Source organism: Pantoea sp. PNA 03-3, from assembly GCF_003201175.1.
Lineage (GTDB): Bacteria > Pseudomonadota > Gammaproteobacteria > Enterobacterales > Enterobacteriaceae > Pantoea > Pantoea stewartii.
Genome location: NZ_QICO01000014.1, coordinates 24,050 through 39,936, shown reverse-complemented (window position 1 = coordinate 39,936; position 15,887 = coordinate 24,050). Strand labels below are relative to the sequence as shown.

Sequence of the window (15,887 nt, the reverse complement as noted above, 5' to 3'; positions counted from 1 at the left end):
CATAGGCACTATGTGCAACCACTTTAATCTATGCGCCAGCTATCTACACTGTCCGTCTGATAATTTAAGGACGGAAACCAATGGCTGAGCCCTTTCTGAAAAACCGGAAGCGATTTACTTCATCCCTTGAAAACAAACTTGTGCCCCTGTTTGACGAGCTTGCCCGCACAAGCCGCATTCCGAAAAGCCGCCTGCTCGATGAGGCCATTGCGGATCTGCTCACCAAGCACGGTGTCGCTGTGCCAACTGACGACGGGCGCTGATTTTCACCGGCATCCGGTCCCGCCGCATGTTTCCCCTGTACGGTTTGTTGCCATTTCAGACCCTGGAAGCGCGCGCGCGGGCTGCAAGGCGTTCGCTGCCGTGTCCTCGCCGTGCTGCGGGCCGCACCTGCCGCTCACTTCCTCCCTGCATCCCCCGCTTGCCCGCATCCTGTTCGTGCCTGAGCAACAGACACCCGTACAGGAGATCGAACATGGCCATCCGTAAATACGTCACTGAAAATGAATACCGCGCCTACCTTCACCAGTTCAGCCGCGTGCGCACCGCAGAGAGCCTGCACCGCGATGACACGGACTTTCATACCTGGGGCGTAGTGGACGGTAAGGAAGTGCTGATTGGCTGGGCAGACTATTACTGGAAGTTCTGGTACATCTTTCTGCACTGAGAAGGACGGCTGCGCCGCCCTTTCAGTGAAATGAGACAGGGAAAAGAGATTGCTCAGGCCTGCGTGTTCACGTTCTGCGGTCGCGGTATATCGTCGGGCAGCTGCACGTCGGCAAAGAACGGATGGAGATCGGCACCGGTCAGCGCGCTGCCGGCAAGCAGCGCCTCCGTCAGGCGGGTATGCACTTCCCGGTTACGGTCAAAAAATGCCTCAAGCCGGGCATTCTGTGCGGTCCTGAGTGCGGACAGGTGACGCTGGTTGACCTCGATTTCAAGCCGGGATGCCGGGTCCGGGTAGAAAATACCGCTCTGCGGGTAACAGCTCAGATACGGTATGGCCACGGAGAGCCAGCGCTGGTTGTCATTGATCGCGCCCAGCGACATCTCGCCCGTGTAGCAGCGTTCGCCGGCGCTGCCCGCCAGTGACATGAGCATATTCCACTCGGCAAACGTCTTATCCGTCAGCAGGTGGCGCTGCTGGCCATCGTTGACGTAACCCAGCGAATTACTGCCGTCAGAGCCGGCTTTTACCACTACCCGGAGACTGTCAGGATACGGCGACCAGGCCGCATAAAGCAGTGCGTGTCCGGCCTCATGAGCGGCGATGAAGCGCCGGTCCCGTCCGGTGGCCGTGCGCGCCTGCAGCGTAACGGGCATGCCGTGGCGCACGTCGTAAAGGCGCTGAGTGTCAGGCTGGCTGCTTGCCAGCTGACAGCTCAGTTTTACGATCTGGCAAAATGCCACCGCGCCGATAAACAGCGCCAGATAGCCCGGTTCACGTACCATATCGTCACCGAAGTTACCCACTACGGCGAGAACCGAAACCAGCGCAACGGCGCCGTACAGCATGACGCGCGGATTCGGTCCGGTGCGGGAATAGTCTTTGTACATCTGATACAGGATGATTACAGCCCCGATGACCACAATGACGTTGAACATCAGCTGCGCCTGCGCCGTGGCCGGCTCCTTTAAATGCTTCAGGGCTACCCAGGCGATCAATACAAGCCCCATGCCTTCAATGCAGGTGAGCAGCAGCGATACCAGGCTGGCAGGTTGCGGGAATTTTTTCACGATTTCGGGCTCCTTTCTGTGCGTTGTGCGCTGTCAGTAAGCGTATCCAGTACGGTCGTCAGGTGCTGACTGCGGCCGCTGTGATAGTCAGGCCAGGGCACGAAGGGGCGTGAGGAATCAGACATCATCGCAATGCCTTTCGGGCAGCGCCAGTCAGCCGGCACGCCTTTTGTGTAATGGATCAGCATTGCCGGCTGCGGGCAGTCCACGTCGTTCCCGCTTCCCTCTGCCAGCACAAACGTGGCCATCACGCCGGCATCCTGGCGCGAAACAAACTGCAGGCTGTCGGCAAAGATGAACGTCAGCAGTGCGCCGGCCACGACAAGCCCCGAGTACCAGAAGCGGCGCGATGCCCGCCAGGCACGGCGCGCATAAAGCACGGTCAGAATAACGGCGGCCGCCAGACCTGCCCACTGTGCGTATGATGAGGCACGGGATAGCTGATCGAGGGTCATGGCGCGGTCAAGGGTGTAGAAGCCTGCGAGGAAAGGTGATCCCAGCGCCAGCGGCAGCATGGCCAGCGCGAGGACTTCCAGGCGATTACCGGTAAAACGGCCTGCGCCAATTTCGGTTACGGTTCGGAACATCAGCTGAAACGACATTCCCATAAATAAAATGCAGAGCAACATGTAAAGCATGCAGTCAGTCCCTCTTTTCCTGAATGGCCAGCGGCGGATATATTTTACTGAACTGCTCCGGGGTAAGCCTCTCCGGATGCGTCTCGACTTCAGCGGCCGCGGCGGCACGCTGGTATGCGCTTCCTGAATACAAAAAGGCGAATGCTGCCATGCCGACAGCAATGCCACCCGCGAAGCCGGTGAGCCACCGTTTGATCATCGTGCGTCCCGAAAGGCCTGAGCAGAGGCATTCTGCCCCGCCCAGTCCGTACCCGGCAGTCAGCACAATCCAGGTGGGCGGAAAGACTATAAGGTTGTGGTATTCCAGCGTCAGCGCAATGACGGCCGCGACAAGCACGATACTCAGGTGAACCATAATGGCCAGCTGTATCGAGCGTGGTCTGGCTTTTATTTTTCTGGCCATGTCTGCCCCTCAGTATCCCAGCCAGCGCAGTACGGCCTGCGCCTGATAAATATCGCAGTCACCCACGTCAGCGTAAAATTCCGCCACGTCTTCCGGCGCATCCTGCTGATGGCGGCGAAGCTCTTCCAGGGCGCGCCGGCGGGAAATGGCCGTGTTTTCAGCTGACTCGTAGTAGTCACGAACGGTCTCATCCATTGGTGTGTTCCTCACTGTTGCCGCCGGGGCGGATCTGCGCCAGTACGATCTGCGCCTGTTCGTCACTGAAGCCAAACTCTGCTTTCAGCTCGCTGATCAGCGAATGGGGCGGCAGTGCCCAACTGGTGTCGCCGCTCTTGCTGAATGTCAGGCCGTGATCGCGCAGGTCTGTCAGAAGGGCGACAATCTGGGCCTGCAGGGACTGCGCCGGTGACTCGCCTTCCTGACCGCTGACCAGCCCGACAAAGCGCTGCGGCTCGCTGCAGCCGATGCCCTGTCCGCTCATAAAGGCCAGGAAGCGGTAGGCAAACTGTACGCCATCCTCCGCCAGAAACGCGCGGCGTCTGCCGCCATCAGCAAACTCTATGGTGACGTTGGTATTGTTGAGCAGGGTCCGGATCTCGCCTGGCTGATAAGCTGATGCAAGCTGCGAGGCGTCGGCAAGAACAAACTCAACCGGCTCTTCAGCGGTGACAATACGCTGCTGCACCGGCAGGCGACCGTGCTCAACAATAAAACGGTACAGGCTGGTGACGGCGTCGGTGGCAGAGATGTTCTGGCTGGTCAGAATGGCTTCGGCCCGCTTTTTAAGCTCTTCAGCGATGCGGATATTAAGCATGACTTTGCGCAGCGGGAGGGTTTTACCGGGGCCGGTTTCACCGGCAATAACGGTCACTTTTTTATCTGGCATACGGATTCCGTGTCTGAGAAGTGATGCGGAGTTAATTACAGCTTGTAAAGCTGAATGTAAAGCTATAGTTTAAATTCCACTCAACATCACGCAATATCGTACCTTCGGAGCTAACCATGCTGATCCCTGAAATCGACGTCCTGGACCATCTGAATACACTGCACGAACTGGCAGAATACGGGACGGCGCTGCACGGCGGTGACAGGTGGCGCTTCCTGATCCTGTGCGCGGGACTGCCGGCAGGTCTGCTCTCGTGTGGTTTTGGCGTTACCGCCGCTCTGCTTAAGACGTTTCCCTCTTTAAGCGGGACCATGCGGCTGATCGGGGTAATAGCCTTGTCAGTGTTTATTCGGGCCGGCGTGCCATTTACCTCAATAGCGGACTGGATCATATGGTCGCCGCTGATGCTGACGGCAATCGTATGGATACTGCAGCCATACTGGCTGACAGGCCGGCTGACCGGGCAGATCCAGCGTGACCGCAGGCGCGAGGCGTGTCAGCGTGAGTACGGCCGCCGCTACCGCTAACAAACAAATTAACAGGGTAACAAGATATTAAAAGTTGCACCTGTCCCCGCCGTCAAATAACAGCGTGATGCTCAGAAAAATATGACCCTGTTAAACGTTTGTGGAATCTAAAATATCAGTGTTTTCATGCCTGAACCCTTTATTTCTTCGTTTGCTTACTGCCGGACTTTGACCCCGGCAGTAAGGCTGTGTTATTATTTACACAGTAAATGAGCGACCACTCTTATTACTGTTTCCTTTTTCCCGCTGATCTGCGCTTTCTTTTTCCTGCTGCCCAGACCACGAATCTGCGCAGGTAGAAAAGGAGCAGCGCCCCGGTGATATAGGCCACATAGCCCGCTGCAGCTGAGAACACAACCGGCGGCAGCCACGGCACCAGTACCATCAGTCCCGGAAGGTAGAGCTGAATAAATCCATACACCGCGATATAAATCGGGGTATGCCACGCCTTATTGAATGACGCTTCAATGATCGTGTTTCTGATTTCTTTCAGCTCTCGCCTGAACCAGCCTTTATTTTCCGGCTCAGCCGCTTCCGGCGGTTCGTCTTTATCACGATTACGGCGGTCCGGAATACGCTCTAAAGTGTAAATGGTGGTGCTGGTATCGCCGTTTCTGGTCTTGCGGTTGACCCTCTTTTTCATCAGTTTTAGCATTATAAATCTCACTCTTATTATTTTGGTTCTGGGTTCTGATAAACGTTTCTGGCGTTCTCATAGCCATTTCTCCAAATGATGGTTTAAAAAATAAATATCCGGTTTTTACTGCTTTACTGCCTGTCGGTTATCGTCGTCGCATAGTTCACCCCCGTATCCTTAAATATCGTTTACTGCGTTAAGACAAAAAAATACCCGGAGTGTCTGACACACGCCGGGCATAAACTGGTTCCGATCCGGATCACCGTTATCTGCTTTACGCTGTGCTCATTTCATATCTTCCGGACCCTGATTACCAGTTTTCACCGCTGAACCCATCAGCGATTTATGCAGTCACTTTAACAGGTTACGGATAAAAAGTCAAGTTTTTTGTAAAAGTGCTTCCATTATGGTTTTCAGTGTGGTAATGGGTTGTCGGACCGCATGATATAAGGCTTTGCGATTTTTCACGACTTTTAACGAGCCAATATAAATACAAAAATGGCCGAATATATTTTAAAAGACCGCGCGATTTTTTAATAAAAAATATCTTTTCCCCCTGTGATTTTTGAAGCTTTAATAAGCTGTTTCCGGTTATCTCATTATATTCAGGGGCTGAGAGCGGGGCAGTGAAATCGCATAGCACGAAGTCGTGGCGCGCGTGTACACTTCTCTCACCTCCCTCCTGCTGCGATGAAACCCGATGCCCGGTCCCTTCCCTTATGAGAGCTTTACCTCCGACAGGCTGCCCGCGTGGCGCTGTCCGGCCTGCCTTAACGCTTCGCTGGTTCTGGTGCCGGATTCCTTTACCACGCGGGATACGGCTGACTCGCTGCGCCACCGCGGCGAGGACTGGTATACCGAAGAGGACGACCGGGAAGTGTTCTGCTGCATGCTGGAGTGCAGCCGGGCTGACTGCCGGGAATCCGTGGCGGTAGCCGGTACGGGGCGGGGCATGATTGATTTCGATGAACAGATGCGCAAGACAGGCTGGTATACGCTCTATCGCGCCATCACCTTTGTCCCGCCCCTGCCGGTGTTTCGCCTGCCTGTAGCCTGTCCGGAGGGCGTGAAAAATCAGCTGGAGACAATCGCCGCGCTGATACCGGTCAGCCTCAATGCGGCCGTCAACGCGCTGCGCGTGACACTGGAGCTGCTGCTTGACGAGCTCAGCATCGCCCGGCTCACGGACGGCGATCCGCCGAAACGCATCCCGCTTGCCCGACGCATCCGGGACAGCGAGGCAACGCTGGGTGATCACTTCGCGGCGTTTGATGCCCTGAAAGACCTGGGCAATCATGGCAGCCATACGGACGGGCGAATCCGGCGTTCCCACGTCGAGGGGGCCTGCCAGATCCTTGACGAACTTATACAGCAGCTGTTTGCGCTGCGACCCGATCACGCAAAAATGGTGGCCACGCTGAAGGCGACATACGGGAAAAAATAAACGCACAGGGTAAAAAGGACGCGGGCGCAAAAAAGCCCGCCTTTGCGGGGCGGGCTGTTCTGCCGGTGCCGTCAGCTGATTCGCGGTCAGCGTCGTGCAGCGGGGTGAAATTCTCTTTTGGCCCGTTCAGTATAGCGCACGATAACAGGCAGATAAACCGCCACGGCGCCTTATCCGCAGAAGCAGAACAGTATGCGCATGTCCTGCGCCGCGTTCAGCTCCCTCAGTACTTCCAGATGAATAAAGTACATTTCGCCCAGAAACTCCCGGCAGGTCGTTTCCAGCGGCGGTACGGCGTTCACATCGGTAAATGACCGGTCATAGTCGAAGGCCAGCAGCTCGGCGGCAGAGAGCCAGCTGTGGCCATAACTTTCCTTATCGGCCATTGCAATGCGGTCCGCCACTGAATCGGGCAGCTCCGTTTCAAACCCGCCGTAACCGCACCCCGTTTCGATCTGACTAATTTCCGGCACCAGATGCAGCAATGCAGATTCCGTGATGTCTTCGGGAAAGCCGCGGGGCGTACTCAGCACCGGACCGTTGCTGCGGTTACGCACGCCGGCAAACAGCGCAAACATACCGTAGCTCTGGTAGTTGAACGGCTCAGGGCTGAAGGCGGGTTCGCCGGCATCGATGTAAGACGGCGGTCGGGGAAATACCGCGTCGTCCATCTGTTTCCAGCCTTCCGGCGTGCGTTTTTCCGCGCAGGTCTGAATAGTGGTGCCCATTATTACTCCTGAACTGTGTGTGTCATGTTAAGCGACAGAAAGCGGTTATCACCGTGCACGGGCAATCCGTAAAAACCGGCGGCACAGAAGGAAAAGTACCGCGAGCGTCATCAGCTGTGCAGCGGTAAACAGGACCAGCCACAGTACGGGCCAGGGCCTTGAAAAGCCTACCAGCGTGTCTGAAAACGTATGAAGCTGAATGGTTCCAAACAGCCCGGCTACGCAGTGCATGGCCGGCAGCATGCGAGGGTCGCGCAGGAAAGGATGTGCCACCCTTAAAAGCCGCCAGTAAAGAAGTACCGGGAAAACAATGTTAAAAAACAGGCCGCTCACCGCCTGCTGCCACGGTGAGGCGCCGGACGCCGCTACATGCAGGTCTGCGCACTGACATAAAAAATACAGGGTAAGCGAGATGAAGAAGATGGCTTTAGGCGAGCGGAGTAAACCACGGAGGCTTGTTTTCACGGGAGCTCCTTTTGCAAACGGTTAATCAGATAAAGTCGGGCAGACCGCGACAGGCATCGTCCCAGAAAGAACCCCGGTCAGGGGTGCTCACCGTTTCAGACAGCTGTCCGGGTGAGACGGCCCAGCGTGCGGCCAGCAGTCCTGAAGTCCAGCCTTTCTTTTCCGTCAGGGCCCGGAATTCTTCAGCGGTAAGCGGTGGTGCGTCCTCACTGGTATGGGGCAGGCCGCGAAAGGCATCGTCCCAGAGTAACACCCGGCAGGTCTGTCTGGAAAAGTGACCGACCGTCTGCTCTGTCATATTCCAGCGGGCGGCCAGCGTGCTGTTCATCCAGCCACCTTTTTCCTTTTTCAGCGCGCGGAGTTCCGCCGCTGATATGACCGCAACACCGCAGCGCAGGTCCGGCAGACCCCGGCAGGCATCATCCCACTGCGTGCCCCGTCTGTTGTCGTTTACCAGCTTACTCATCCAGGTGTCAGAAATCTGCCAGCGTGCGGCCACCGCTTTGATCATCCAGCCCTTATCCTTTACCTGCTTGCGGAACGCCTGCGCGGAGAGCCGTTCTGCACCGGCTGGCCATTCGTTACTCATTCCATCCTCCGCGCGGGCTGGATCTGGTTCAGTACCACGCCGGCTTCATCGGCCGTAAAACCGAATTCCGTCATCAGTTCGCGTGGCAGCGATTCCGCCAGGCGCGGCAGCTCTGCCACGGTTTCATTGTGAAAGACAAACTGTGCATGCGACATGCCTCTCTGCGTCATGACCCGCATAACGGTCCGGCGGATACCCTCAACTGATTTGTACTGACAGACCTCAGCCGTAAAGCGCGCAGAGTCACTGCAGCTGATCCCCCGCGCTGCCAGAAAGGCCAAAAAGCGGCGGGCGAAACCTGTCGCGTCGCTGTCCGCCTGACTGTCTTCGTTACCGTCTGATGAGGCTGAAGCTGTTGCGGCAAAGTGGGCGCCATGCGGCACACGAAGAACGTTGTCTTCCGGGTCTTCACTGTTCAGCCTGCTGAGACTGAACGACGTAATCTCACCCTGCCGGAAAAAGGGATCGTCGGTCGTCACCACGCTGGTTGCCAGCGGCATGCGGCCATGCTCAGCGATATAGCGGTAAAGCTGCTCCACCGCGTCAGTGGCGGTCATGCCTATCGCCTCCATCCGCAGTTCCGCACGCTTCTTCAGCTGCTCATCAATGCGGACAGTGAGCTGGGCGCTTTTAGCCCGCTTCGGGCGGTCAAAAAATCCGGTCATGTTTTGTCCTTTCTGTATAGTCATATGGCTGTATCAATCGTACAGCCATTTGTTTACAATGACCAAGGTTTGTGCCATTTTTTTAGTGGAATGCGGGACATGATGAATGAAAGGCCCCACTTCCGGGGCATCTGTCACAGAACATAATGCGGGGTAAGGTGATGAGCAGCGACCTGTCAGTACCGGAAATTGAAGAGGATATTGCTCTGCTTGAGAGTATCATTCTTCGCCATCAGGCTGCCTATAACAGCAGTCTCAGACGGTTTGTATCGGGGCTCAGTAAGGTAAAAGTCAGTGAAGTCATCAACCTGCATAGTCAGAACCACAATGACTGTATTAAGACGCAGTTAATGTATAACAGCCTGACGGTAGGTGATTTGCAGGAGTCACTGTCAGTACTGTCTATCGAGCTTCAGGAGCGGAGAGCCCGCCAGAATGCCGAAAGCCACTCATAAAGAAGGATATACTGTGAAAAAATATCCTTATGATCCCTGCCTGTACGGCCTTCGTAAGATGCCGGGTATTAAAGGTATCCGGATAACCGGTTAAAAACTGGCAGGTTCAGCGTTTACAGGCCGGAGGGCTGCAATGGAATCGGAAAAATATTTTCAGGGTTATTCAAGCAGGCTGGGTGATCATCTGTTTCCCGGAGAGGACTTTTACGACAGGGAAGCCTGTCATTTCGTGTCGGAGCTGCTTGCACGTCATGGCGGCGTCAGTACGCCACAGGCGTTTCTGATCCTGCTGGAAACCTTTACGCCGGAGATGGTGCAGCACAAGATTGATAACCCGGACTGGAGCACGGAAAGGACGGTCAGCCGCTGGGAAAACATGACAAAGAAACTGATACGCCAGCGGACAGAGCAGCGGTTCGGGGCCGAGCTGGCTGCGGCGCACTCTTCCGGCCAGAAATAAGGAAAACACTATGAACAGATCAGACAGGGAAAACAGTGACCCGATGCGCGGTGAGGTGTATGCCGTGAACAGGCGCACGGTGGCGGCCGTATGCGGGCTGTGGGGCTTCGGCATTCTGGGCGCGTTCATGCTGTTTCAGGCCGCCTTCAGGCTGGTTATCTGCGTGTGGGGTTATACCCTGAAAGGGCTCGATCCGGTGCAGGCCGGCGTGGCGTTTGCGTTTGCCACGTTCTGCTTCATCGTGGCCGCGCTGTGCTACCGGGGCTATGACGGCTGCCGGGACGCGCTGCAGCGCCATAAGCTGCCGGAATGACTTTTAACTGAAACTGCGGAATAAAGACGATGAAAACAGAACTGGAAAAGCTGATCGATAACTGCACTCAGGGGTTTGTGGCGTGGATGCAGCAGAACGACATGACAGACGTGACGGCCATCATTATTTACGCTGCCTTCTATATTGGAGGCCTTTACATGATAGGTCATGCGCTGACGCCGGCGCGTTCGCCGGCCCCCGCAGCCTGCCCGGCCCGTCAGCCGGAAAGGTGATAATAACCGTGTCGTCAGGCTAATCCTCAGCCTGTGCGTCCCGGACGGTATAGTCATTGACGTCAATATAAATCACCGGTTCGCCGCCGCCGCTGTAATCGTAATGGGGCGGGAATTCATCGCTGACGACGAAGGAAATCAGCGTGCCGGGCTCCAGTCCCTTTTTATAGGTTGCGGTTCTGATCGTCACCTCATCGCCCACGGAAGGCACGCGGTCCGAAGCCGATTCGGCAAGGGTCGTTCCGCTGAATACAAATCGTATGGTCATGGTTATCTCCGTTCCGTTACAGGTTAAAAGCCGCATCACCGTAGTGTAGCAGTAGCCTGCACCGGCGCAGCCCGTGCGGCTTCAGGACCGTGACGCAATGATTAAGACGATCGCAGCGCGGCCGCCATCGCCTGTAAACGGGCGCGGTCAGCGTGCTCGCGCGGGTCCTGCGTGCCGGCGATGCCCTGTTCCCACCATTCACTCATCATGCCGGCAACCGCCAGCACCGAAGGCCGGATGCGCTCACCGTCGCTGTGCAGGCGGGCGGCCAGTCTTTCCAGAACGGCCGTTGCCTGGGCGGTCTGGGCGGCATAGTCACCCGGACGTGCGCTGGCCGGCGTAAAGCCGGCGTCTGAGGCGCAAACCCGCTTCGCATGGCTGGCTGTCATGGCGCAATCCCCCTGGCCGGCACGCGGCACATCTGATCGGTAATATTGTGTGCGGTATCCCTGCCGCCGCAGCGGGCGGGCAGATCCGCAGCCGGTTCGTCCGGTGTCGGGGTGTCGGGGGTCACAGGAGCCTCACGCAGGTAGTTTGTGTACGGCAGCCATTACACAGGACAACGCGGCAGACCGCACGTTTTTTGTGCCCGTGCGCAGCGGTTGCGTTCCGGCGGTCAGTTACCCGCCGTTGCAGATAATACCGCCCGTTATTCTTCTGCACTGAACTGTCACCCGGTAAACGCAAATCCGGCGCCGTTCCGGTGCCCTGTGACCGCTTTTTTCTGCTGTTGCGGTTTTCCGGCAGAAGACGCAGCGGCGCACTTATCCCCAATTTCTGTGGATAAGCCTGGATGTTGTGGTTCAGGCAGCTGACGCGGGCACAAGATGTAGTGATCGCGCCTGTCCCGCCCCTGTCGTCTCCCCCTGTTAATTTTGCCTTTCGCGTGTATTTCGTTTTTTCCGCAATCCGTGCGCGGGCGAAAACGTATTTAATTTGTGTACTGCAATATTGCAGTACGTTAAGCCGTGGTGTAAGGTAATGGTGTACTGCAATGTTGCAGTACGTTAAGCCGGGGTGTAAGGTAATGGTGTACTGCAATGTTGCAGTACGTTAAGCCGGGGTGTAAGGTAATGGTGCACTGCAATGTTGCAGTACATAACAGTGGAGCGGCAGGATGGATAAAATGACACTCGGCTGTATTGTCTTCGGGATATGTGCAGCGCTTAGCGCCTACTGCGCAGTTCAGATGCTGGCGCTGATGATTTCCGGCAAACCTTTTTAACCGTCAGCCTATCCCGTTCAGCTGAACCTTATAAGGAATACAAGCATGACTTTTAACAAAACCCTGCTGACGCTGCTTTTTGTCTCCGCGCTGCCGGTGACGGTAATCGCGGGTATGGAGAACGCCGGCGATCCGCCGCCGCCTTCCGGCAGAATGCAGGTAGATGACGCCAAGACAGGAAAATGGGGGCCGGCGGACGCGCAGGTTGCCATTGAAAAGGAGAATAAGCACCTGCTTGACGCCATGCTGCAGCTGGCCGCCGCTAACGAATGGTGCCGCCTCGCCTTCAGTGACCTGAACCGGTACAGGCCGCTGGGCGCACAGAAACGCGATGACCTGCAGGGCTGTCTCTGGGCGCGGTATGCGACAGAACAGGCCGCGGAAGGCAAAAGACCGCTGAGCCGGGCCGGGTGGCTGGAGAAAACCCAGCTCGATGCACGCGCCGCCGACAGCCAGCTCGTTGCCGCCTGGCAGTATCCGCGCACCGTGAAGGGGCCACAATGAAGACCGTGACCGTGCGTATTGAAGACCAGCTGAAGGCGCAGGCTGAGGACGTGCTGGCCCGTCATGGCGTCAGCCCGACCGAGGCCGTCAACCACCTTTATCTGTATCTTGTCCAGCACGGCCAGCTGCCGTTCCGGGTGTCAAAGCGCGCTGAAGCACCCGCTGACGTTTTCCGGGACACGCTGATCCGTGTACGACTGGCCATCGATGCGCTGCAGAGTCTTGCGGCACTGCCTGATGCTGCCCCCGAACGTGACTACCTGGCGACTCAGTGCCGGCTGCGCTGCGAGCAACTGCGGCAGGACATTGCCGGATCGGCCGCGTTTATGGCTCTGGCGGCCTGCCGCGATCCGCTGCCACGCGAACCGGATGAAAATACCGGGCTTTACTGGCAGTGGATGCAGGACCATCTGGCGCAGGCAGAGGGCGTACTGGAAGACGCCGCCGGAAACATGTCAGCGTTACTGAGTGCCATGACCGGGCAGATCAACGCTGTGTACTGGCAGCTGGCAACATTTATTGACCTCTATGGCCCGGTTGATACCGGTCCCTTCAGACCTTCACGGCAGGCGGATAACAGCAGCAAGTCCTGACCGCCAGGCTGGCCCGCAGCGCTGCCGCTTAATACAACGGAGTGATCATGAATACTATCTGGAAATATGTACTGGACGCGGAACTGAGGCAGACCATCAGCATGCCCGACGGCGCAGAGATCCTGACTGCCGGTGCAGTCGGACGCGATATCTGTCTGTGGGTGCGCGTTGATAACGCGGCACCGGAAACCCCGCGCCGCTTTCTGGTCGCGGGTACGGGCGACCAGCTGCCACCGGAGGACAGACTCACCTTTATTGGCACGGTGCAGATGCCGTTCATTGCCGGCAAAAACGTGGTGAACCTGAATTCGCATCCGCTGGTTTTTCACGTCTTTGAGATCACCGGCCCGCGGAGAGGCGTATGAGACTCTATGCCTGGCTCTGGTCGGTCGTCCTCCTGGGTGCCTACGCCGTGGTGGACTGGCTGTACAAAACGTTTCTGCCTGACCGGTACAACCCACTGGCGGCGGCGGCGGGCGTCGCTCTGCTGGGCGTGGTGATCGTCGTCAAGTGGGTCAGGGGTGATTTTCATAAGGCGTGGCTGAAAAGGCAGGCGCGCAGAGCAGAAAGGAACAGCCGGCGATGATGGCTGCCGGCGGGTTCATCATGCAAAGGGGGGGCGGAACGTGAACACAAATTTTTCTGAGCGGCTGCAGAGCCTGATACCCATCGATGACGGCACCTGGTTTGTGGCGGGTGCGTTTTTGCTGGGTATTATCTGGTGTTCCTGCGCGATCATAAGGCAGGTGGAAAGAGAGGAAAAGGACCGTCAGGAGGCGAGCTGGCGAGAGCGTGAAGTCAGGGCGCTGGAAACGCTTGCCCGCCGGACAGAGAAAGATGAACAGGGGAAAGAGTCATGAAAACTCTGACTACAGTGAACGTTGTGAAGGAGTAATAGTGATGGCAGAAAAGCGCGTACTTCTGGGCGCAGAGCATCCTGAAGCGGGCATGCTCTATCTTAAAATTATCCCGGACAGTGAAGTTGGCTATACGGATATCTATCAGATAACCGACAGCCTGTTCGGCAACTTTCTGGTCAATCATGCACCGGACTGGCGACTGCGTGAACCCACCTTTGATGGCAGGCCGTGGGATGAATGGGTGATCAGTGAACACCTGTTACGAATTGAATGGTTTTCGAACGACGAGATCCAGCAGATATGCCGGAAACACGGTCTGTCCTGTGCGGACCTGGAGCGCTGGGGTAAAGACACGGAGCGCTGGAAAGACGTACCGGTAATGGTCGGGCGTGAGGACGACAGCATACCCTTCACACTTCTCTCAGGGCATTCAGAAAGCTGAACCTGACTCACCCGGAGGGGGTTATATGAGCGCGTTGGATAATATGAACGGCTTTTTGAACGGCATTGATTTGGTTGCCGTTGCACAATTTGGCGCGGCCATCATTCTTGGCGGCGTAGTAGGCTTCTTTATCAGTTATGTCATGAAGTTCAGGCTTCCTGCTACTGTACTCACGATGCTGGCAGGGAGCGGCTTTTTCGTTTTCCCTATCTGGTAGCAGTTAAAATGCAATCAGTGACCGTATGGCTGAACAGAGCTTACTGCCCGGCGCATAGCATCCTGAAGCGGGCATGCTTTATCGGGATATAATACTGAGATCGAATAATGGAAAAGGCGGTGAGGAGAAGAGATGAGTAGGAAGCCTCGTTATATTGTCATGATAAAGGGAGTCAGAACCCTTTATCGTGGAAATAGTCGCTTACTTGCCTGGGCGGTATGGCTGGTTAACCGCCGTCATAAGGCGATAGCCTGTGATTGCGGAATCTGGGTTGTCGAGCCTGCTTACTGGATTAGCGTTCAGAGCAACCCTGACTGTCAAGATTAAGTGAGAGCGGCATTCACTACAGACATAAAAGGCGTCCAGCTCTGAAGAAGGACGCCTTTCAGTTATGGACGTTCTGACGGCTTAATTGTCCGGAGTGAACGGAAAATTAAGATGTTAACCCCGGTCAGCGCGATGCAGTTGCGTATCAGAAATTGCCGCCGGTGGTTGAATTCAGTGCCCTGAACAGGGTGTCATGCGCACTTTCCAGCAGGCGACCGGGCAGGCGGAAGTCATTCACGCGGTAAGTCTGCCCGCTGCGTGTGGTCACACTGAGATAATACTGGTCCTCAAACTGCGATCCCGCACCGATGTGCTCAATGGCAGCAGCGTCGATCCAGATAAGGTTGGTCCCCTCAGCCTTCTCGTAAGGCGCAATACAGGCTTTAAGCCACTTGTGCGGTTTTCCCGGCACGCATTTCACCGTGATACCGGTCTTGTAACGGCGCGATTTCGCCACAAACGCGGCAATCTGGTCCTCATTCAGCGTCTGCGCCGGGTCCAGCTCGCTGAAGGATTGCGGGGTGAAGTTATACTGCAGCTCTTCAAACAGCACGGCATAGACGGCCTCATCATCCAGGGTGTCTCCGTTCTCTTTAAGAGACTCCCCCCAGATTGTTTCCATCTGTTTTTTCAGCGCCAGCGTGATCGCTTCGAACTCAGCAGCATGCTCGTCATAATATTTGATGTTCATCGTCTCTCCGTTCAGTCAGCAATATATAAGCCTGTTAAATGTATTATAAAAATGTTCATATCTGAACATTTTTGACGTATATTTTTCATGACGGCACAGCATTTCTGGCGTGCCATGAAGCGATGAACAGGACGGGGGAAAAATGAAAAAATTACTGATGACCGGCATCCTGCTGGTTATGACGCAGGGCGCTCACGCGCAGAATGATAATCAGGAGATGCAGCAGATGCTGAGTGAAGCAGGCGTGCAGGGCCTTTGCAGCGCACTCAGGCAGACGCTACCGGAAACCAGTAGCGCACTCAGGCAGGCGGGGCCGGAAAACAGTAATGAAGTGAAGCTCAGCACGGACGACAGGAAAAATCTGGTCAGCTGCGCCTACTTCGACGAGCAGCAGGCGCGCAAAGGTGCCGGCATGGAACCGGAAGCCTTTGACGCATGGTCAGCAAAGCATACCGCTCTTACGGATTATGACCTGCCTGATTCTGCCTGGCTTAAACTCTATAACGGATTTTCCCTTCAGCTGCGTCATCGCTATCCGGACAGCAAATTAACCGGGGAAAAAGGATGATAAACCACGTAA

At 56.2% G+C, this 15,887-nt stretch carries 29 protein-coding genes; 16 read left to right on the top strand and 13 right to left on the bottom strand.

The annotated features are described in order from the left end of the window. Nucleotides 1-80 precede the first annotated feature (80 nt). Both C7433_RS22565 and C7433_RS22560 read left to right on the top strand, forming a co-directional pair. Complete coding sequence (locus C7433_RS22565) at nucleotides 81-263, top strand: ribbon-helix-helix domain-containing protein (protein ID WP_110268993.1); 183 nt, start codon at nucleotides 81-83, stop codon at nucleotides 261-263. A gap of 212 nt (nucleotides 264-475) precedes the next feature. After that, the gene (locus C7433_RS22560; protein ID WP_110268992.1) at nucleotides 476-667 is read left to right on the top strand and encodes a hypothetical protein; all 192 of its coding nucleotides are present in this window, start codon (nucleotides 476-478) and stop codon (nucleotides 665-667) included. Nucleotides 668-720: 53 nt separating this feature from the next. Here the strand turns inward: C7433_RS22560 and C7433_RS22555 are convergent, their stop codons facing one another. From C7433_RS22555 to C7433_RS22535, 5 genes are read right to left on the bottom strand one after another with little or no spacing between them, the layout of a single operon-like run. Further along, a complete protein-coding gene (locus C7433_RS22555) occupies nucleotides 721-1,737 on the bottom strand; it encodes a hypothetical protein (protein WP_110268991.1) in 1,017 nt (338 codons plus the stop codon). Next, on the bottom strand, nucleotides 1,734-2,375 hold the full coding sequence (locus C7433_RS23990) for a hypothetical protein (protein WP_233255825.1): 642 nt from the start codon (nucleotides 2,373-2,375) through the stop codon (nucleotides 1,734-1,736). Before C7433_RS23990 ends, C7433_RS22555 begins: the two co-directional genes overlap by 4 nt. Before the next feature lie 4 nt (nucleotides 2,376-2,379). Continuing rightward, nucleotides 2,380-2,778, bottom strand: a complete 399-nt coding sequence (locus C7433_RS22545) for a hypothetical protein (protein WP_110268990.1) — start codon at nucleotides 2,776-2,778, stop codon at nucleotides 2,380-2,382. 9 nt (nucleotides 2,779-2,787) lie between these two features. After that, complete coding sequence (locus C7433_RS22540) at nucleotides 2,788-2,973, bottom strand: hypothetical protein (RefSeq protein WP_110268989.1); 186 nt, start codon at nucleotides 2,971-2,973, stop codon at nucleotides 2,788-2,790. Continuing rightward, entirely contained in the window at nucleotides 2,966-3,664 is a 699-nt protein-coding gene (locus tag C7433_RS22535) for a type II toxin-antitoxin system RelB/DinJ family antitoxin (RefSeq protein ID WP_110268988.1), read from the bottom strand. Before C7433_RS22535 ends, C7433_RS22540 begins: the two co-directional genes overlap by 8 nt. A 116-nt stretch (nucleotides 3,665-3,780) precedes the next feature. On the opposite strand from C7433_RS22535, the gene C7433_RS22530 reads away from it, so the two are divergent. Further along, complete coding sequence (locus C7433_RS22530; RefSeq protein ID WP_110268987.1) at nucleotides 3,781-4,191, top strand: hypothetical protein; 411 nt, start codon at nucleotides 3,781-3,783, stop codon at nucleotides 4,189-4,191. A 226-nt stretch (nucleotides 4,192-4,417) separates the two neighbouring features. Here the strand turns inward: C7433_RS22530 and C7433_RS22525 are convergent, their stop codons facing one another. Further along, the gene (locus C7433_RS22525; protein WP_110268986.1) at nucleotides 4,418-4,846 is read right to left on the bottom strand and encodes a hypothetical protein; all 429 of its coding nucleotides are present in this window, start codon (nucleotides 4,844-4,846) and stop codon (nucleotides 4,418-4,420) included. Nucleotides 4,847-5,528: 682 nt separating this feature from the next. Here C7433_RS22525 and C7433_RS22520 point away from each other — a divergent pair. Continuing rightward, nucleotides 5,529-6,272 carry a DUF4145 domain-containing protein gene (locus C7433_RS22520; RefSeq protein ID WP_110268985.1) on the top strand — a complete coding sequence of 248 codons (744 nt, stop codon included), beginning with the start codon at nucleotides 5,529-5,531 and terminating at the stop codon, nucleotides 6,270-6,272. Between the two features lie 170 nt (nucleotides 6,273-6,442). On the opposite strand, the gene C7433_RS22515 is transcribed toward C7433_RS22520, so the two are convergent. From C7433_RS22515 to C7433_RS22495, 4 genes are read right to left on the bottom strand one after another with little or no spacing between them, the layout of a single operon-like run. Next, on the bottom strand, nucleotides 6,443-7,000 hold the full coding sequence (locus tag C7433_RS22515) for a hypothetical protein (protein ID WP_110268984.1): 558 nt from the start codon (nucleotides 6,998-7,000) through the stop codon (nucleotides 6,443-6,445). Between the two features lie 48 nt (nucleotides 7,001-7,048). Beyond that, complete coding sequence (locus C7433_RS22510) at nucleotides 7,049-7,465, bottom strand: hypothetical protein (protein WP_110268983.1); 417 nt, start codon at nucleotides 7,463-7,465, stop codon at nucleotides 7,049-7,051. 25 nt (nucleotides 7,466-7,490) lie between these two features. Further along, nucleotides 7,491-8,054: a hypothetical protein gene (locus C7433_RS23985; protein WP_233255824.1), complete on the bottom strand. Its 564-nt coding sequence runs from the start codon at nucleotides 8,052-8,054 to the stop codon at nucleotides 7,491-7,493. After that, a complete protein-coding gene (locus tag C7433_RS22495) occupies nucleotides 8,051-8,719 on the bottom strand; it encodes a type II toxin-antitoxin system RelB/DinJ family antitoxin (protein ID WP_110268982.1) in 669 nt (222 codons plus the stop codon). Before C7433_RS22495 ends, C7433_RS23985 begins: the two co-directional genes overlap by 4 nt. A gap of 161 nt (nucleotides 8,720-8,880) precedes the next feature. Here C7433_RS22495 and C7433_RS22490 point away from each other — a divergent pair, with 161 nt between their 5' ends. From C7433_RS22490 to C7433_RS22475, 4 genes are all read left to right on the top strand, one after another. Beyond that, the gene (locus C7433_RS22490) at nucleotides 8,881-9,174 is read left to right on the top strand and encodes a hypothetical protein (protein WP_110268981.1); all 294 of its coding nucleotides are present in this window, start codon (nucleotides 8,881-8,883) and stop codon (nucleotides 9,172-9,174) included. Nucleotides 9,175-9,307: 133 nt separating this feature from the next. Further along, a complete protein-coding gene (locus C7433_RS22485) occupies nucleotides 9,308-9,634 on the top strand; it encodes a hypothetical protein (RefSeq protein ID WP_110268980.1) in 327 nt (108 codons plus the stop codon). A 10-nt stretch (nucleotides 9,635-9,644) separates the two neighbouring features. After that, a complete protein-coding gene (locus C7433_RS22480) occupies nucleotides 9,645-9,947 on the top strand; it encodes a hypothetical protein (RefSeq protein WP_110268979.1) in 303 nt (100 codons plus the stop codon). Between the two features lie 29 nt (nucleotides 9,948-9,976). Next, nucleotides 9,977-10,180 (top strand): hypothetical protein, encoded by a 204-nt coding sequence (locus tag C7433_RS22475; RefSeq protein ID WP_110268978.1) that lies wholly within the window; start codon nucleotides 9,977-9,979, stop codon nucleotides 10,178-10,180. Nucleotides 10,181-10,199: 19 nt separating this feature from the next. Here C7433_RS22475 and C7433_RS22470 read toward each other — a convergent pair whose 3' ends face one another. Both C7433_RS22470 and C7433_RS22465 read right to left on the bottom strand, forming a co-directional pair. Further along, a complete protein-coding gene (locus C7433_RS22470; protein WP_110268977.1) occupies nucleotides 10,200-10,448 on the bottom strand; it encodes a hypothetical protein in 249 nt (82 codons plus the stop codon). A 101-nt stretch (nucleotides 10,449-10,549) separates the two neighbouring features. Next, nucleotides 10,550-10,837 (bottom strand): hypothetical protein, encoded by a 288-nt coding sequence (locus tag C7433_RS22465; RefSeq protein ID WP_110268976.1) that lies wholly within the window; start codon nucleotides 10,835-10,837, stop codon nucleotides 10,550-10,552. An 881-nt stretch (nucleotides 10,838-11,718) separates the two neighbouring features. Between C7433_RS22465 and C7433_RS22460 the strand changes: the two genes are divergently transcribed. From C7433_RS22460 to C7433_RS22430, 7 genes are read left to right on the top strand one after another with little or no spacing between them, the layout of a single operon-like run. Beyond that, entirely contained in the window at nucleotides 11,719-12,177 is a 459-nt protein-coding gene (locus C7433_RS22460) for a hypothetical protein (RefSeq protein ID WP_110268975.1), read from the top strand. Next, on the top strand, nucleotides 12,174-12,770 hold the full coding sequence (locus C7433_RS22455) for a type II toxin-antitoxin system RelB/DinJ family antitoxin (protein WP_110268974.1): 597 nt from the start codon (nucleotides 12,174-12,176) through the stop codon (nucleotides 12,768-12,770). Before C7433_RS22460 ends, C7433_RS22455 begins: the two co-directional genes overlap by 4 nt. Before the next feature lie 47 nt (nucleotides 12,771-12,817). Beyond that, nucleotides 12,818-13,135, top strand: coding sequence for a hypothetical protein (locus tag C7433_RS22450; protein WP_110268973.1), 318 nt, complete (start codon nucleotides 12,818-12,820; stop codon nucleotides 13,133-13,135). Beyond that, nucleotides 13,132-13,356, top strand: a complete 225-nt coding sequence (locus C7433_RS22445) for a hypothetical protein (protein ID WP_110268972.1) — start codon at nucleotides 13,132-13,134, stop codon at nucleotides 13,354-13,356. Before C7433_RS22450 ends, C7433_RS22445 begins: the two co-directional genes overlap by 4 nt. Nucleotides 13,357-13,396: 40 nt before the next feature. After that, nucleotides 13,397-13,630, top strand: coding sequence for a hypothetical protein (locus C7433_RS22440; protein ID WP_110268971.1), 234 nt, complete (start codon nucleotides 13,397-13,399; stop codon nucleotides 13,628-13,630). Between the two features lie 40 nt (nucleotides 13,631-13,670). Next, a complete protein-coding gene (locus C7433_RS22435) occupies nucleotides 13,671-14,072 on the top strand; it encodes a hypothetical protein (RefSeq protein WP_110268970.1) in 402 nt (133 codons plus the stop codon). Between the two features lie 25 nt (nucleotides 14,073-14,097). Then, entirely contained in the window at nucleotides 14,098-14,289 is a 192-nt protein-coding gene (locus C7433_RS22430) for a hypothetical protein (RefSeq protein ID WP_110268969.1), read from the top strand. Nucleotides 14,290-14,761: 472 nt separating this feature from the next. On the opposite strand, the gene C7433_RS22420 is transcribed toward C7433_RS22430, so the two are convergent. Continuing rightward, complete coding sequence (locus C7433_RS22420) at nucleotides 14,762-15,307, bottom strand: hypothetical protein (protein WP_110268967.1); 546 nt, start codon at nucleotides 15,305-15,307, stop codon at nucleotides 14,762-14,764. 142 nt (nucleotides 15,308-15,449) lie between these two features. Here C7433_RS22420 and C7433_RS22415 point away from each other — a divergent pair, with 142 nt between their 5' ends. Next, the gene (locus tag C7433_RS22415) at nucleotides 15,450-15,875 is read left to right on the top strand and encodes a hypothetical protein (protein WP_110268966.1); all 426 of its coding nucleotides are present in this window, start codon (nucleotides 15,450-15,452) and stop codon (nucleotides 15,873-15,875) included. Nucleotides 15,876-15,887 lie beyond the last annotated feature (12 nt).

Excerpts from the sequence above, each read along its gene's own strand:
- C7433_RS22565 (WP_110268993.1), top strand. The coding sequence starts at position 81 with ATGGCTGAGCCCTTTCTGAAAAACCGGAAGCGATTTACTTCATCCCTT.
- C7433_RS22560 (WP_110268992.1), top strand. The coding sequence starts at position 476 with ATGGCCATCCGTAAATACGTCACTGAAAATGAATACCGCGCCTACCTT.
- C7433_RS23990 (WP_233255825.1), bottom strand. The coding sequence starts at position 2,375 with ATGCTTTACATGTTGCTCTGCATTTTATTTATGGGAATGTCGTTTCAG.
- C7433_RS22545 (WP_110268990.1), bottom strand. The coding sequence starts at position 2,778 with ATGGCCAGAAAAATAAAAGCCAGACCACGCTCGATACAGCTGGCCATT.
- C7433_RS22540 (WP_110268989.1), bottom strand. The coding sequence starts at position 2,973 with ATGGATGAGACCGTTCGTGACTACTACGAGTCAGCTGAAAACACGGCC.
- C7433_RS22535 (WP_110268988.1), bottom strand. The coding sequence starts at position 3,664 with ATGCCAGATAAAAAAGTGACCGTTATTGCCGGTGAAACCGGCCCCGGT.
- C7433_RS22530 (WP_110268987.1), top strand. The coding sequence starts at position 3,781 with ATGCTGATCCCTGAAATCGACGTCCTGGACCATCTGAATACACTGCAC.
- C7433_RS22525 (WP_110268986.1), bottom strand. The coding sequence starts at position 4,846 with ATGCTAAAACTGATGAAAAAGAGGGTCAACCGCAAGACCAGAAACGGC.
- C7433_RS22520 (WP_110268985.1), top strand. The coding sequence starts at position 5,529 with ATGCCCGGTCCCTTCCCTTATGAGAGCTTTACCTCCGACAGGCTGCCC.
- C7433_RS22515 (WP_110268984.1), bottom strand. The coding sequence starts at position 7,000 with ATGGGCACCACTATTCAGACCTGCGCGGAAAAACGCACGCCGGAAGGC.
- C7433_RS23985 (WP_233255824.1), bottom strand. The coding sequence starts at position 8,054 with ATGAGTAACGAATGGCCAGCCGGTGCAGAACGGCTCTCCGCGCAGGCG.
- C7433_RS22495 (WP_110268982.1), bottom strand. The coding sequence starts at position 8,719 with ATGACCGGATTTTTTGACCGCCCGAAGCGGGCTAAAAGCGCCCAGCTC.
- C7433_RS22490 (WP_110268981.1), top strand. The coding sequence starts at position 8,881 with ATGAGCAGCGACCTGTCAGTACCGGAAATTGAAGAGGATATTGCTCTG.
- C7433_RS22485 (WP_110268980.1), top strand. The coding sequence starts at position 9,308 with ATGGAATCGGAAAAATATTTTCAGGGTTATTCAAGCAGGCTGGGTGAT.
- C7433_RS22480 (WP_110268979.1), top strand. The coding sequence starts at position 9,645 with ATGAACAGATCAGACAGGGAAAACAGTGACCCGATGCGCGGTGAGGTG.
- C7433_RS22475 (WP_110268978.1), top strand. The coding sequence starts at position 9,977 with ATGAAAACAGAACTGGAAAAGCTGATCGATAACTGCACTCAGGGGTTT.
- C7433_RS22470 (WP_110268977.1), bottom strand. The coding sequence starts at position 10,448 with ATGACCATACGATTTGTATTCAGCGGAACGACCCTTGCCGAATCGGCT.
- C7433_RS22465 (WP_110268976.1), bottom strand. The coding sequence starts at position 10,837 with ATGACAGCCAGCCATGCGAAGCGGGTTTGCGCCTCAGACGCCGGCTTT.
- C7433_RS22460 (WP_110268975.1), top strand. The coding sequence starts at position 11,719 with ATGACTTTTAACAAAACCCTGCTGACGCTGCTTTTTGTCTCCGCGCTG.
- C7433_RS22455 (WP_110268974.1), top strand. The coding sequence starts at position 12,174 with ATGAAGACCGTGACCGTGCGTATTGAAGACCAGCTGAAGGCGCAGGCT.
- C7433_RS22450 (WP_110268973.1), top strand. The coding sequence starts at position 12,818 with ATGAATACTATCTGGAAATATGTACTGGACGCGGAACTGAGGCAGACC.
- C7433_RS22445 (WP_110268972.1), top strand. The coding sequence starts at position 13,132 with ATGAGACTCTATGCCTGGCTCTGGTCGGTCGTCCTCCTGGGTGCCTAC.
- C7433_RS22435 (WP_110268970.1), top strand. The coding sequence starts at position 13,671 with ATGGCAGAAAAGCGCGTACTTCTGGGCGCAGAGCATCCTGAAGCGGGC.
- C7433_RS22430 (WP_110268969.1), top strand. The coding sequence starts at position 14,098 with ATGAGCGCGTTGGATAATATGAACGGCTTTTTGAACGGCATTGATTTG.
- C7433_RS22420 (WP_110268967.1), bottom strand. The coding sequence starts at position 15,307 with ATGAACATCAAATATTATGACGAGCATGCTGCTGAGTTCGAAGCGATC.
- C7433_RS22415 (WP_110268966.1), top strand. The coding sequence starts at position 15,450 with ATGAAAAAATTACTGATGACCGGCATCCTGCTGGTTATGACGCAGGGC.